Origin of the sequence: Oryzomicrobium sp. (assembly GCF_021287045.1) — a bacterium.
Lineage (GTDB): Bacteria > Pseudomonadota > Gammaproteobacteria > Burkholderiales > Rhodocyclaceae > Oryzomicrobium.
In genome coordinates this window covers 1-13722 of record NZ_JAJTBG010000016.1, presented here as the reverse complement: position 1 = coordinate 13722, position 13722 = coordinate 1, and the positions used below count along the sequence as shown (strand labels likewise).

The window sequence follows — 13722 nt, the reverse complement described above, 5'->3', positions numbered from 1 at the left end:
GGTGAGGCGCGAGGGGTTTCCCCTCCCCCTCACCCTTCGCCGTTCCTCCCCCACCCTTGCCGGCCGGCCCAGGCCGCCCGGAACGACCGCCCAGACAAGCCATGTCCAAACGCGATTTTTACGAGATCCTCGGCGTCAACCGCGATGCGTCCGACGACGAGATCAAGAAGGCCTACCGCAAGCTGGCCATGAAGCACCATCCGGACCGCAACCCGGACGATAAATCGGCGGAAGAAAAATTCAAGGAGGCCAAGGAGGCCTACGAAATCCTCTCCGACGCGCAAAAGCGCGCCGCCTACGACCAGTATGGCCACGCCGGGGTCGATCCCCAGGCCGGCATGGGCGGCGGCGGAGCCGGCTTCGGCGGCGGGTTTGGCGATGCCTTCGGCGGCATCTTCGACGAAATCTTCGGCGGCGGCCGGGGCGGCGGCGGTGGCCGTTCCAACATCTACCGCGGCGCCGACCTGCGCTACAACCTGGAAATATCCCTGGAGCAGGCCGCCCACGGCACCGAGACCAAGATCCGCATTCCCACCATGGAGGAATGCGACACCTGCCACGGCTCCGGCGCCAAGAAGGGCACCCAGCCCCAGACCTGCCCCACCTGCCAGGGCAGCGGCCAGGTCCGCCTGCAGCAGGGCTTCTTCTCCATCCAGCAGACCTGCCCGAAGTGCCACGGCACCGGCCGCTACATCGCCGATCCGTGCAACGACTGCCACGGCGCCGGCCGGGTGAAGAAGCACAAGACCCTGGCGGTGAAAATCCCCGCCGGCGTGGACGAGGGCGACCGCATCCGCCTCTCCGGCGAGGGCGAGCACGGCGTGAACGGCGGCCCCCCCGGGGATCTGTACGTGCAGATCCACCTCAAGGCCCACCCGGTGTTCCAGCGCGACCACGACGACCTGCATTGCGAAATGCCGATCTCGTTCACCACCGCGGCCTTGGGCGGCGAAATCGAGATCCCCACCCTGGACGGGGCGGCCAAGATCAAGATTCCCGCCGAGACCCAGACCGGCAAGGTGTTCCGCCTGCGCGGCAAGGGCATCAAGGGGGTGCGCAGCCACGCCCACGGCGACCTGATGTGCCATGTGGTGGTGGAAACCCCGGTGAACCTGACCGACAAGCAGAAGGAACTGCTCAAGGAGTTCGAAGGGACCATGGGCGAAGGCGGCGACAAGCACAATCCGCGCACCAAGTCGTGGATGGACAAGGTCAAGGCGTTCTTCAGCGAGTGACCCGCTTTGGCGTCCCGCGCCCATCCGAAAAACCGGCCTTTCGAGGCCGGTTTTTTTTCGTCACCGTTCGGGCAACGCCGCCCCGTGGGCCTGGAGTTCGGCCAGGTCGGGCAGCCACTGGGCCACCCAGGGCTGAACGGCCTGGCTCGCGGCCACCCCGGCCAATCCCGCCAGGGCGATGCAGGCCATGGCTCCGGCCAGCCGGCCGATCAGCCCCCGGCTGCGGGTGCGCAGCACAAAGGAAAGGCTGAAGACAATGCTGGTGAACGAGGCCAGCACGGCCCCGGTCCCCGCCACCGTGGGCGACAGGCTCCCTTGGGCGGCCAGGGCGGCGGCAGCGGCCACGGCACTGGCGCTGGACATCAGCCCGCCGACCACGCTGACGAAATAGAAGCCCACGTCGCCGAACTGGCGCTGGGTGACCCCGCCGACGATGTGCAGCAGCAGGAACACTGCGCCGTACTTGAGGGCCTGGGGCAGGGAGAACGGCAGGTCCAGGTTGATCTCGGCCACCGCCGCCGCTTCCGCCGGGGCCCGCCGGTAGTAGCTCCACACCACCAGCAACAGGCTGGTGGCCATCATCAGGGCGAAGGGAGCGAAAGAACCGAGCAGGGTGATGGGTGCCAGGATCAGCAGCAGGCTGGCGTTGCGCGCAATCATGGCCGTGGTGGCCAGCAGGATGCTGCGATAGGTGGGCGGCACCAGGGCCTCGGCCCCCTGGCCGATGCGGGAGGACAGCTCGATCACCGTGAAATTGCTGTTCACCAGCCCACCGAGAAAACCCGAGAGCTCGGTGCCCCGGGTGCCGTAGACCTTCCACAGCACGTAGTTCACGAAGCCGATGCCGGCGATCAGAATCACCGTCACCCAGGCCGCCCGGGGCTCCACCAGGTGCCAAGGCCCCACCGCACCGACCGGCAGGGCCGGATAGATGACGATGGCCAGGATGGCCAGCAACAGGGCGGAGCGCAGCTCGCTCTCGGTGAGCCCCATGGAAAAGCCCGCCAGCCGTTCCTTCCAGGCCAGAAGGGCGGTGGCGATGACCATCACCGCCGCCGGCGAGATGGTGTGCCCCTGGCCGCACAGGATGCCGGCCACCGCCGTCACCAGCATCGCCGCCGAGGTGGTCAGCTCGGTACCCTGGCCGGCGCGCAGGGTCTGTACGTTGAGGAACACGGCCAACATGCCGGTGAGCAGCAGGATCACCAGGGCGAAGGCCGGCCCCAGGGAACCGCCCAGGGCGCCGAGCAGGCAGATGAAGCCGAAGGTGCGCAGCCCCGCCTCCTTCTTGCGCCGCTCCCGCTCCAATCCGATCAGCAGCCCCAGGGCCAGGCTGAGCACCAGGCGGATGAGTATCTGGAAGTACGGCCATTCCGCGTTGGGCAGCGCCAGGGATTGTTCGAGCATCTCCGCTCCTCCTTGTTGTGGTTTTGCTTGCTCCCGAAAACGATTCCCGTGCTATCGAAAAATATTACAACCATGTTTCAGCACGCGTTCCACTTTTGGCCCGCTCATGCCGGATCGGTTTTTCCACCATTCGTCCGACGCCGGGCGAAGCGGCCATAGCTGTAAGTTTCGCGTCAGCTGCCGCGCCCATCCTCCCGGGATTCATTAGCGGTCCATTACACTCGGGAGACAAGATCATGAATCTGCTGCGTACTGTGGCGGCCCTCGCCGGCTGTCTGCTCGCCACCCTGGCCGCACCGGCCGCGGTGGCGGAAACCGGCGTCACCGACAACACCATCCTGCTCGGCATGTCGTCTCCCTTCAGCGGCCCCAACGGCGCCTACGGCCAGGAAATGCGCGAAACCATCTCGGCCTACTTCGACCAGGTGAACAAGGCCGGCGGGGTGAGCGGGCGCAAGCTCGAACTGGTGGCCCTGGACGATGGCTACGAGACCGACCGGGCCGTGGCCAACACCCGCAGCCTGATCGACGACAAGAAGGTCTTCGCCCTGATCGGCTTCTACGGCTCGTCGCCGACCACCGCCGCCATGGAGGTGTTCTCCGCCGCCAAGGTGCCCCTGATCGGCACCATCTCCGGCGCCGACTCCCTGCGCACCCCGGTGAACCGCTACATGTTCAACGTGCGCGCCAGCTACGCCCAGGAAACCGAGGCCATCGTCACCCAGCTGGTGTCCCTGGGGCTGACCAACATCGCCGTCTTCTACCAGAACGACGGCTTCGGCAAATCCGGCCTGGACGGCGTGGTGGCCGCCCTCAAGAAACACAAGCTGACCCCCTCCGCCGTGGGCACCGTGGAACGCAACTCGGTGGACGTGAGCAAGGCCGTGCAGACCATTTCCAAGGCAGCCCCCCAGGCGGTGGTGATGGTGACCCTGTACAAGCCCACCGCCGAGTTCGTGCGCCAGATGCGCAAGATCGACCAGAATCCCCAGTTCATGACCCTCTCGCCGGTGGGCGCCGACATGCTGGTGCACGAGCTGGGCAACGACGCCCGAGGCATCGGCATCTCCCAGGTGATGCCCTACCCGTGGAACGAGGCCACTCCGGTGGTACGCGAATACCAGCGCCTGGTGGGCAAGCAGCAGGCCAAGTATTCCTACTACGGCATCGAGGCCTACATCACCGCCAAGCTGATGGTGGAAGCCCTGCGCAAGCAGGGCAAGGACCTGACCCGGGAAAAGCTGGTGAGCACCCTGGAAAGTCTGGGCAACCACGACCTGGGCGGCTACCGGATCAGCTACTCCCCCGCGGACCACGGCGGTTCCCGCTACGTGGACCTGACCGTGATCGGCAGCGGCGGCCGGGTATTGCGCTGACCGCCCCCCTTCGCCCCCCTTCGCCCCCCTTCGCCCCCCCTTCGCCCCCACGAAACCGCCGGACGTCCGCCCGGCGGTTTTTTCATGCCCTGACGCCACCAAACAGCCACCAAAAAAAATTCCTCATTTCAAAATTTGTTCTGCATTTAAGAATTTGGCAAACTATGGTCTCCCATACATTCCAGCCCGCCCCGACCCGGCGGCAACTACAAAGTCATACGGATCCGCACTTGGACGATTAGGCCGGCAGCAAGCCAACTGCCCGGAACGAGTGCTGGCAAATCCGAATCAGAGGAGGCATTCATGGTCCATGGTCGTTCCCCGGGAATATCCCGCGCGCTGCGCCGCCTGACGGCGGCCTCGCTTCTGCTGCTGGCCGCCGCGCACGGCCCGCTCCACGCCGAACCCGGGGTGAGCCCCGAGGCCATCGTCATCGGCCAATCGGTGGTCCTGTCCGGGCCCATGGCGGAAAACGGCGAGCAATACACCCGGGGCATCCGCCTCTATCTGGACCAAGTCAATGCCCAGGGCGGGCTGTTCGGCCGCCGCATCGCGCTGGCGACCCTGGACGACGGCTACGACCCGAAGCGGGCCGAGGACAACACCCGCAAGCTGCTCCAGGAGCGCCAGGCCTTCGCCCTGTTCGGCTACGCCGGCACCGGCTCGACCCTGGCCGCCCTGCCCCTGGCGGAAAAGGCCGGGGCCCCCTTCATCGCCCCCTACAGCGGGGCCGAGGCCCTGCGCGCCCGGCCCAATCCCCTGCTCTTCCACCTGCGCCCCGGCTACGGGCGGGAAATGCACAAGATCGTCGAGCACCTGGTCACCCTGGGCATCACCCGCATCGCCCTGGCCTACCAAGACGACAACTTCGGCCGGGCCGGGCAGAAGAGCTTCGACGAGGCCATGGCCCGCTTCAAGCTCAAGCCCGTGGCCATCGCCGCCATCGACCCCACCAACCTGGACGCCCGCCCCACGGTGACGGCCCTGCGTGCCGCCGATCCGCTGGCGGTGGTGCTGGCCACCGCCGGCCAGGGCACGGCGGCGGTGATCAAGGAATACCGCAAGGCCGGCACTCCGCCCCAGTTCTTCGGCCTGTCAGTGGCCAGCGCCGCCCTGCTGCGGCGCGACCTGGGCAGCGGTGCTGCTGGCATCGTCATCGCCCAGGTGGTGCCCTCGCCCTGGAGCCGCAGCAGCGGCGTGGTGCGCCAGTACCGGGATGCCCTAGGCAACGCCGAGCCCCACCACGCCGCCCTCGAAGGCTACATCGCCGCCCGGGTACTGGTGGAAGGGCTGCGCCGCGCCGGCAAGGACCTCACCCGCGCCCGCTTCGTCGCCGGGCTGGAAAGCCTGCGCCAGTTCGACCTGGGGGATTTCACCGTGGACTTCCGCCCCGGCCAGCACAACGGCTCGGCCTTCGTGGACCTGTCGATCCTGCGCGGCGACGGCCAGTTCATCCAGTGACGGCCGCCGCCCGGCGCACAAACGAAAAAGGCCCCGCATGTGCAGGGCCTTTTTCATTGCGGATCGGCCACCGGTTGCGGGCGGCCCAGCCTCAGGCGCGGCGCCAGGTGGTGCCGCCGGGGCCGTCCTCGAGCAGCACGCCGGCCACCTTCAACTCGTCGCGGATACGGTCGGATTCGGCGAAGTTCTTCGCCTTCTTGGCCTCGGCACGGGCCTGGATGAGGGCCTCGATGCGCTCGGCGGCGTAGCCTTCCTCGGCCACCGGGCCGCCTTGCAGGAATTCCAGCGGATCGCGCTGCAACAGGCCGAGCACGGCGCCCAGGCCCTTCAACTGGCGGGCCGTGGCCGGGTCCCGGCTCTTGTTCAGCTCGTTGGCCAGATCGAACAGGACGGCCATGGCCTCGGCGGTGCCGAAGTCGTCGTCCAGGGCGGCCTTGAAGCGCAGGGCGTGGGCCTCGTTCCAGTCCACCCCGCCGGCGGCTGCCTCGACGCCGCGCAGGGCGGTGTACAGCCGGGTCAGGGCGCCCCGGGCATCGTCCAGGTGGGCGTCGGAATAGTTCAGCGGGCTACGGTAGTGGGCACGCAGGATGAAGAAGCGCACCACTTCCGGGTCGTACTGCTCCAGCACCTGGCGGATGGTGAAGAAGTTGCCCAGGGACTTGGACATCTTCTCGTCGTCCACCCGCACGAAGCCGTTGTGAATCCAGTAATTGACGAAGCCGTGGCCGTGGGCCCCCTCGCTCTGGGCGATCTCGTTCTCGTGGTGGGGGAACTGGAGGTCCTGGCCGCCGCCGTGGATGTCGATGTGATTGCCGAGCAGGGACGAGCTCATCGCCGAGCACTCGATGTGCCAGCCGGGCCGGCCCTCGCCCCAGGGGGAGGCCCACTTCACCTCGGCCGGTTCCTCGGCCTTGGCGTGCTTCCACAGCACGAAGTCGAGGGGATCGTGCTTGCCGCTGTCGGCCTGGACCTCGACCCGTTCGCCGGCGCGCAGATCGTCCAGGGACTTGCCGGACAGCTTGCCGTAGCCGGGAAACTTGCGTACCGCGTAGTTCACGTCGCCGCCGCTGGCCTGGTAGGCCAGGCCCTTTTCTTCCAGGGTGCCGATCATCGACAGCATCTGGGGCACGAACTGGGTGGCGCGGGGCTCGTGGTCGGGACGTTCAACCCCCAGGGCGTCGGCGTCCTCGTGCATGTAGGCGATGAAGCGGTCGGTGAGCTGGCGGATGGTCTCGCCGTTCTCCACCGCCCGCTTGATGATCTTGTCGTCGATGTCGGTGATGTTGCGCACGTAGGTCACGTCGTAGCCCGACGCGCGCAGCCAGCGCCGCACCATGTCGAACACCACCAGCACCCTGGCGTGGCCCAGGTGGCAGTAGTCATAGACGGTCATGCCGCACACGTACATCCTCACCTTGCCAGGTTCGATGGGGTGAAAGTTCTGCTTTTCACGGGCGAGGGAGTTGTAGATTTTCAGCATGGAGGGACCTTAACAAAGCCAGGCATGGCAAAAAACGGAGAGCACGGAGGGGCACGTCGGGGAGGTTTCCCGGGAACGGCGGCCGAAACAATGGACGCGACCTGGGCCTGCCCGGCATGCAGGCGCGCCGGGGTCTGCCGGAGCGCCGGAAAAACTGGGGCCGCCGGCGCCGTGCCGCAGCAATCCGGGGCGCCCTGGGCGGACGTTTTCTTGGTAAAATCAGCCGGATTTTCCGAGCGTCCGGACCGTCGCGCCCGGGCGTTTGCCGATTGCGGCAGCCATTCAACGAGAAACCCGCCGAGTATAGCACAACGATGCGCCTCCACTCCTCGCAAACCCGTGCCACTACTGGCCTTCAGCGCTTTTCCCAGCTTCGCCCCGCCGCCGCCCTGCGCCCCCTCCTGACCTCCATCGCCCTGGCCGTTTCCCTGGTCGCGATGCCGCAGGCATGGGCCAACGGCCCGGCGAATGCCGATTCGCTGCCGGAGATCCAGCGCCTCATCAAGCAAGGCCAGTACCCCCAGGCCCTGGAGCGCGTCGATGCCTACATCGCCACCCGTCCCAAGGACGCCCAGGGCCGCTTCACCAAGGGCCTGATCCTCACCGAGCTGAACCGCCCGGCGGACGCCATCGTCGTCTTCCAGCGCCTCACCGAGGATTACCCGGAACTGCCCGAGCCCTACAACAACCTGGCGGTGCTGTACGCCCAGCAGAAGCAGTACGACAAGGCCCGCACCGCCCTGGAAATGGCCATCCGCACCCATCCGGCCTACGCCACCGCCCACGAGAACCTGGGCGACGTCTACGCCAAGCTGGCCAGCCAGGCCTACGACAAGGCCCTGCAGATCGATTCGTCCAACACCGGCGCCCAGAGCAAGCTGTCCCTGATCCGGGAACTGATCAGCGTCTCCGGCCGCCCGGGCAGCCGCCCCGCGGCCGCGGCCGCCGCGCCCACGCCTGCGCCGGCCCCCGCCGTTTCCGCCACCACCGGCGCAGCCCCCACCGTGGTGGCCCGCGCCGAACCGGCCAAGCCCGCCGCCGCGCCGGCCCCGGTGGCGCCGCCGCCCAAGGTCGTGGAAAAGCCCGCGCCGGCGGAAAAGCCGGAGAAGGCAGAGAAGGTTGAAAAGGCCGCCGAAGCCAAGCCCGCGCCCAAGGCCGAAGAGAAGAAGGCCGACGAGGCCAAGGCCAGTGGCGACGAAGCCGGGGTGCACAAGGCCGTCCAGGCCTGGGCCAACGCCTGGAGCCGCAAGGACGTGAAGGCTTACCTGGCCGCCTACGCCCCCGACTTCCAGGTGCCCGGCGGGCAGAAGCGCAAGGACTGGGAAGCCGAACGGTCCAGCCGCATCACCAAGCCCGGCACCATCCAGGTCGGCGTGGAGGACCTGAAGGTATCCTTCCAGGGCGACAAGGCCACGGTCCGCTTCCGCCAGAACTACAAGTCGGCCAACCTCAAGTCGTCGGCCAGCAAGGTGCTGGTCCTGAGCAAATCCGGCAGTCGCTGGCTGATCCAGCAGGAGCGCGTAGGTAGCTGATGTTTTCCCCCCCGGTAGTCCGCAACATGTCTCGCCCCCGGCGCCCGGCCTCCCCAGGCGCCCTGGCTGCGCCCCTCCTGGGTGCCGCCCTGCTGGCCCTCCCCGCCCTGTTCCACGTCGCCAACGCCACTCCGGCCCGTGCCGAGAAGGCCGCGACCAAGCCCGCCGCCAAGGCCAAGGCCCTGCCGGCGGACGCGGCGACCCAGCTGGTACCCAGTTATTCCGATTCCGGCCCCGAGCCCATGCTCGACCGCATCTTCGCCGCCATCGAGCAGCGCAAGCTGGACACGGCCCTGGAACAGACCGAGGTGCTGCTCAAGCAGTATCCCAACTTCCGCCTCGCCAACCTGATCAAGGGCGACCTGCTGCTGGCCCGCAGCCGGCCGATCAACGCCTTCGGTGCCCTGAACAACGCCCCGGCGGAAAAGGTGGCCGACCTGCGCGAGGAGGCCATCGCCCGCCTCAAGGCCTACCGGCAGAAGCCCAATGCCGACGTGGTGCCGCGCTACCTGCTGCAGTTGCAGTCGGACCAGCGCTACGCCATCGTGGTGGACACCCAGAAGTCGCGCCTCTACCTGTACGAGAACGACGCCAAGACCGGCCGCCCCCACTTCGTCGCCGACTACTACATCACCCAGGGCAAGCTGGGGGCCGAAAAGAGCAAGGAAGGGGACAAGAAGACCCCGATCGGCGTGTACCACGTCACCTCGTCCCTGGAGCCACGCAAGATCGGCGACTTCTACGGCAGCGGCGCCTTCCCGATCAACTACCCGAACGAGTGGGACAAGCGCAACGGCAAGAGCGGTCACGGCATCTGGCTGCACGGCACGCCGTCCGACACCTTCTCCCGTCCGCCCAAGGCGTCCGACGGTTGCGTGGTGCTGGCCAACACCGACCTCAACCAGTTGGCCAAGAATCTCCAGATCGGCCTGACCCCGGTGATCATCAGCCCCTCCATCGAATGGACCTCCATCGACGACTGGGCCAAGGAACGGGCCGAACTCAACCGCACCATCGAATCCTGGCGCAACGACTGGGAAAGCCGCGACACCGACCGCTTCCTGCGCCACTATTCGCGCCGCTTCCAGGGCGACGGGCAGAACTACGCCGCCTTCGCCCAGCAAAAGCGCCAGGTCAACGGCGCCAAGGAATGGATCAAGGTCGGCATTTCCAACGTCTCCATGTTCCGCAACCCGGGCAAGGACGAGATGGTGGTGGTGACCTTCGCCCAGGACTACCGCAGCAACAACGTGAACCAAGCCTCGCGCAAGCGCCAGTACTGGATTCGCGAGGACGGGGCCTGGAAGATCATCTACGAAGGCGCGGCCTGACCGCCGCCCGCTCCCTGTCCCAAACCCCGCGCCCCGCCTCGCTCTCCCGGCAGGGCGCGCCAGATACCGCATCCCTTCTCACTTTCCGGAGAACCCCCTCGATGAAGCGCATCCTGCTTGGCCTCGCGGCCACCCTGGTTTCCGTGGCCGCCCTGGCCGCCAACCCCCTGGTGGAAATCCAGACCAACCAGGGCAAGATCGTCGCCGAGCTGTACGCCGACAAGGCACCCAAATCGACGGCCAACTTCGTCCAGTACGCCAACGACGGCTTCTACAACGGCACCATCTTCCACCGCGTCATCGACGGTTTCATGATCCAGGGCGGCGGCTTCACCCCGGAAATGAACCAGAAACCGACCCGGGCGCCGATCGAGAACGAGGCCAAAAACGGCCTGAAAAACACCGTCGGCACCCTGGCCATGGCCCGCACCAACGACCCCCACTCCGCCACCGCCCAGTTCTTCATCAACCTGGTGGACAACGCTCCCCTCAACTACCCGAGCCGCGACGGCTGGGGCTACGCCGTGTTCGGCAAGGTGACCCAGGGCCTGGACGTGGTGCAGAAGATCGCCAAGGTGCAGACCGGCAACAAGGGCTACTTCCAGGACGTGCCCCTGCAACCGGTGGTGATCCAGTCGGTCAAGGTGCTGCCGGCCGTCGCAGACGCCCCGCCGGCCAAGAAATAACGCCGGCACGATTCCCCCGGCTCCAACCAATTCCAACCCCACTCGGGGCGATGCCTCCTCGGCCGTAAGCGGTCCGGGCTCGCCCCACCCCGAAAGGACCACCATGATCAAGCTGCACACCAACTTCGGCGTCATCGGCATCGAACTCGACGCCGAGAAGGCCCCCGAATCCGCCAAGAACTTCATCGCCTACGTGGAATCCGGCCACTACGACAACACCGTCTTCCACCGCGTCATCAACGGCTTCATGATCCAGGGCGGCGGCTTCGAGCCCGGCATGAAGCAAAAGCCCACCCAGGCCCCGATCCAGAACGAAGCCCAGAACGGCCTGAAGAACGATAAGTACACCCTGGCCATGGCTCGCACCAGCGATCCCCATTCCGCCACCGCCCAGTTCTTCATCAACGTCGCCGACAACGACTTCCTCAACCACACCGCTCCCAACGCCAACGGCTGGGGCTACGCCGTGTTCGGCAAGGTGGTCGAAGGCACCGACGTGGTGGACAAGATCAAGGCCGTCAAGACCGGCCGCTCCGGCTTCCACCAGGACGTGCCGGTGGAAGACGTGGTGATCACCAAGGCCGAAGTGGTCTAAGCCCCGGCTTTCCCGCAAGGCGCGACGCTCCCGCCCCGAGGCACTCGGCCGGGAGCGTTTTTCCATCCGAACCCCCAACTACCCGACCCCGCATCCGCCGCCATGCTCCACTTCATCTCCGACCTGCACCTCTCCCCCGCCACCCCCGGCCTGGTCCGCCTCTTCGGCGACTACCTGAACGGCCCGGCGCGGCAGGCCGAGCGCCTGTTCATCCTGGGCGACTTCTTCGAAGCCTGGGTCGGCGACGATGGCGGCGTGGACCCGGTCAGCCGTCAAGTTAAAACCTGGCTGCGCGAGGCCAGTGATGCCGGCCTAGCTATTTCCTTCCTCCACGGCAACCGGGACTTTCTGGTGGGCGAAGCCTTCGCCGCGGAAACCGGCGTGACCCTGCTGCCCGATCCCTACGTGCTGTCCACCCCGGAATGGCAGTTCGTCCTCACCCACGGCGACGCCCTGTGCACCGACGACCTGCCCTACCAGGCCTTCCGCGCCCAGGTACGCAACCCGCAATGGCAGGCCGCCTTCCTGGCCAAGCCGTTGCAGGAGCGCATTGCCATCGCCATGGGGCTGCGCGCCCAGAGCGAAGCCGGCAAGGCGGAAAAAGCCGGCACCAGCGCCGAGTACCTGATGGACGTGAACCCGGGCGCCACCGACGACTTCATCCGCAGCCACGGCTATGCCACGGTGATCCACGGCCACACCCACCGCCCCGCCACCCACGACCACATCGTGGACGGCATCCACACCCAACGCTGGGTGCTGGCCGACTGGCACGAGGCCGATGGCGTGGCCCGGGGCGAGTACCTGACCTGGGACGGCGAAGCCCTGGCCCGCCACCCACTGCAACTGGGCGCCTGAGGCCAATCCCGCCAATCCCGCCCCACCGCCGCGCAAACTGACCCGGACTTGACCGCCGCGCCGCTGGCCCGTACAGTAAGCCCCGCAACCCACAAAGGGGAGTAGCTGTACCGCCGATGTCGTCAATACGGCGCCTGTCCCGCAGGCGCCCGGCCCGGCGGGCGAATCCCGGCTCTTGACCGCGGCGCACCGAGCGCCCCGCCACCAGCCTTTCGCAAGCGAGACCTTTGCCGCCCGGCAAAGGTCTTTTTCGTTGACCACACGGATCACCCGATCCCAGGCCGGCGGGGGTCGCACCGACTCACTTGCGAAAGGACGCTCCATGCTATCCCCCCTCCTGCGCCGCCTGCGCACCTCCCTCGCCCGCGCCTCCCTGCGCCTGGCCGGCAAACTCGCCTCCACGCTGATCGCCGCCCTGCTGCGCCGGCTTGCCCCGGCCGCCGCTCCGCACGGCGCTCCCACCTCGCCCTTCGAACCCGCCATGGCCCGCGCCCGGGCCGGCAACCGCAGCGGCGCCGCCCCTAGGGGCCGCACCATCGACGGCGACGCCCGCCGCGTGGACGATCCCCGCGCCTTCTGGTAACCCTTTCAACAAAAACACGAGAACCCGATCATGGAAACAAGCATCGGCAATATCTGGTGGTGGAGCGGCTTCATCGTCTTCGTCATTGTCGCCATCCTGGTGGACCTGCTGGCCGTGGAGCGCAAGGGCGCCCGGGCGGTCACGGTCAAGCAGGCCCTGGCCTGGTCGGCCCTATGGGTGGGCCTGGCCCTGGCCTTCTGCGCCTTCCTCTGGTTCTGGCTGGACACCCACGGCGGGCGGGAGCTGGCCAACCAGAAGGCCGGCGAATTCCTCACCGGCTACCTGATCGAAAAATCCCTGTCGGTGGACAACATTTTCGTCTTCCTCATGCTGTTCACCGCCTTCGCCGTTCCGGCGGAGCAGCAGAAGAAGGCCCTCATCCTGGGCGTCATCGGCGCGGTGGTGCTGCGCGCCATCATGATCCTGGTGGGCGCCTGGCTGATCGCCCGGTTCAGCTGGATTCTCTACGTGTTCGGCGCCTTCCTGCTGTTCACCGGCGCCAAGATGGCCTTCGGCGGCGAGCACGAGCCGGACCTGGAGAAAAACCCGGTGCTGCGCTGGATGCGCGGCCACCTCAAGCTGCTGCCCCAGTACGACGGCGCCAAGCTGGCGGTGACCAAGAACGGCGAGCGCTGGTTCACGCCCCTGTTCGTGGTGGTGGTGCTGATCGGCATCACCGACGTGATCTTCGCCGTGGATTCGATCCCGGCCATCTTCGCCATCACCACCGACCCGTTCATCGTCATGACCTCCAACATCTTCGCCATCCTCGGCCTGCGGGCGCTGTACTTCCTGCTCGCCGACATGGCCGCCCGCTTCCACCTGCTCAAGTACGGCCTGGCCGCGGTGCTCGCCTTCATCGGCGTGAAGATGCTGATCGTGGATTTCTTCCACATGCCGGTGGCCCTCTCCCTGGGGGCAGTAGGCCTGCTGCTGGTACTGTCCATCGTCGCCAGCCTGCTCTTTCCAGCCAAGGCACACGGTTCCGGTCACCGGGACTGAGCCGCGTGGATTGGGGGCCTCTTGTTGAGCGCCCCTTCCCCCCACGCCGTGGCGACTGGCACCGCCGTGCTTCGCCTGACGGTGAGCCACTAAGCACCACCACCTCAACGTCGGCACGGCCCCCTCCCCCCTTCACCCCCGCCGAGCAGCGCAGCCGGCCCGGGGAGGTGTCGGCG

General features: G+C 67.2%; 12 protein-coding genes. 10 read left to right on the top strand and 2 right to left on the bottom strand.

The window, feature by feature from the left end; genetic code table 11:
* Positions 1–101: 101 nt before the first annotated feature.
* Positions 102–1235 (top strand): molecular chaperone DnaJ, encoded by a 1134-nt coding sequence (gene dnaJ / locus LWW89_RS15335; protein WP_293265704.1) that lies wholly within the window; start codon positions 102–104, stop codon positions 1233–1235.
* A gap of 60 nt (positions 1236–1295) precedes the next feature.
* Here the strand turns inward: dnaJ and LWW89_RS15330 are convergent, their stop codons facing one another.
* Positions 1296–2642, bottom strand: coding sequence for an MgtC/SapB family protein (locus tag LWW89_RS15330; protein WP_293265702.1), 1347 nt, complete (start codon positions 2640–2642; stop codon positions 1296–1298).
* A gap of 236 nt (positions 2643–2878) precedes the next feature.
* Here LWW89_RS15330 and LWW89_RS15325 point away from each other — a divergent pair, with 236 nt between their 5' ends.
* Together LWW89_RS15325 and LWW89_RS15320 are read left to right on the top strand one after the other, a co-directional pair.
* On the top strand, positions 2879–4018 hold the full coding sequence (locus tag LWW89_RS15325; RefSeq protein WP_293265700.1) for an ABC transporter substrate-binding protein: 1140 nt from the start codon (positions 2879–2881) through the stop codon (positions 4016–4018).
* Positions 4019–4321: 303 nt separating this feature from the next.
* The gene (locus tag LWW89_RS15320) at positions 4322–5479 is read left to right on the top strand and encodes an ABC transporter substrate-binding protein (RefSeq protein ID WP_293265698.1); all 1158 of its coding nucleotides are present in this window, start codon (positions 4322–4324) and stop codon (positions 5477–5479) included.
* 91 nt (positions 5480–5570) lie between these two features.
* Here the strand turns inward: LWW89_RS15320 and cysS are convergent, their stop codons facing one another.
* The gene (gene cysS / locus LWW89_RS15315; RefSeq protein WP_293265696.1) at positions 5571–6959 is read right to left on the bottom strand and encodes a cysteine--tRNA ligase; all 1389 of its coding nucleotides are present in this window, start codon (positions 6957–6959) and stop codon (positions 5571–5573) included.
* A gap of 314 nt (positions 6960–7273) precedes the next feature.
* On the opposite strand from cysS, the gene LWW89_RS15310 reads away from it, so the two are divergent.
* The 7 genes from LWW89_RS15310 (at position 7274) to LWW89_RS15280 (ending at position 13546) form a co-directional block, all read left to right on the top strand.
* Positions 7274–8491, top strand: coding sequence for a tetratricopeptide repeat protein (locus LWW89_RS15310; RefSeq protein WP_293265695.1), 1218 nt, complete (start codon positions 7274–7276; stop codon positions 8489–8491).
* A complete protein-coding gene (locus tag LWW89_RS15305; RefSeq protein ID WP_293265694.1) occupies positions 8491–9822 on the top strand; it encodes a L,D-transpeptidase family protein in 1332 nt (443 codons plus the stop codon). Before LWW89_RS15310 ends, LWW89_RS15305 begins: the two co-directional genes overlap by 1 nt.
* A 101-nt stretch (positions 9823–9923) precedes the next feature.
* Complete coding sequence (locus LWW89_RS15300) at positions 9924–10508, top strand: peptidylprolyl isomerase (RefSeq protein ID WP_293265693.1); 585 nt, start codon at positions 9924–9926, stop codon at positions 10506–10508.
* A gap of 103 nt (positions 10509–10611) precedes the next feature.
* Positions 10612–11103: a peptidylprolyl isomerase gene (locus LWW89_RS15295; RefSeq protein WP_293265691.1), complete on the top strand. Its 492-nt coding sequence runs from the start codon at positions 10612–10614 to the stop codon at positions 11101–11103.
* A gap of 102 nt (positions 11104–11205) precedes the next feature.
* Positions 11206–11961: a UDP-2,3-diacylglucosamine diphosphatase gene (locus tag LWW89_RS15290; protein WP_293265690.1), complete on the top strand. Its 756-nt coding sequence runs from the start codon at positions 11206–11208 to the stop codon at positions 11959–11961.
* 322 nt (positions 11962–12283) lie between these two features.
* Positions 12284–12544 carry a hypothetical protein gene (locus LWW89_RS15285; RefSeq protein WP_293265688.1) on the top strand — a complete coding sequence of 87 codons (261 nt, stop codon included), beginning with the start codon at positions 12284–12286 and terminating at the stop codon, positions 12542–12544.
* 30 nt (positions 12545–12574) lie between these two features.
* Positions 12575–13546, top strand: a complete 972-nt coding sequence (locus LWW89_RS15280; protein ID WP_293265686.1) for a TerC family protein — start codon at positions 12575–12577, stop codon at positions 13544–13546.
* The last annotated feature ends 176 nt before the right edge of the window (positions 13547–13722 follow it).

Excerpts from the sequence above, each read along its gene's own strand:
- dnaJ (WP_293265704.1), top strand. The coding sequence starts at position 102 with ATGTCCAAACGCGATTTTTACGAGATCCTCGGCGTCAACCGCGATGCG.
- LWW89_RS15330 (WP_293265702.1), bottom strand. The coding sequence starts at position 2,642 with ATGCTCGAACAATCCCTGGCGCTGCCCAACGCGGAATGGCCGTACTTC.
- LWW89_RS15325 (WP_293265700.1), top strand. The coding sequence starts at position 2,879 with ATGAATCTGCTGCGTACTGTGGCGGCCCTCGCCGGCTGTCTGCTCGCC.
- LWW89_RS15320 (WP_293265698.1), top strand. The coding sequence starts at position 4,322 with ATGGTCCATGGTCGTTCCCCGGGAATATCCCGCGCGCTGCGCCGCCTG.
- cysS (WP_293265696.1), bottom strand. The coding sequence starts at position 6,959 with ATGCTGAAAATCTACAACTCCCTCGCCCGTGAAAAGCAGAACTTTCAC.
- LWW89_RS15310 (WP_293265695.1), top strand. The coding sequence starts at position 7,274 with ATGCGCCTCCACTCCTCGCAAACCCGTGCCACTACTGGCCTTCAGCGC.
- LWW89_RS15305 (WP_293265694.1), top strand. The coding sequence starts at position 8,491 with ATGTTTTCCCCCCCGGTAGTCCGCAACATGTCTCGCCCCCGGCGCCCG.
- LWW89_RS15300 (WP_293265693.1), top strand. The coding sequence starts at position 9,924 with ATGAAGCGCATCCTGCTTGGCCTCGCGGCCACCCTGGTTTCCGTGGCC.
- LWW89_RS15295 (WP_293265691.1), top strand. The coding sequence starts at position 10,612 with ATGATCAAGCTGCACACCAACTTCGGCGTCATCGGCATCGAACTCGAC.
- LWW89_RS15290 (WP_293265690.1), top strand. The coding sequence starts at position 11,206 with ATGCTCCACTTCATCTCCGACCTGCACCTCTCCCCCGCCACCCCCGGC.
- LWW89_RS15285 (WP_293265688.1), top strand. The coding sequence starts at position 12,284 with ATGCTATCCCCCCTCCTGCGCCGCCTGCGCACCTCCCTCGCCCGCGCC.
- LWW89_RS15280 (WP_293265686.1), top strand. The coding sequence starts at position 12,575 with ATGGAAACAAGCATCGGCAATATCTGGTGGTGGAGCGGCTTCATCGTC.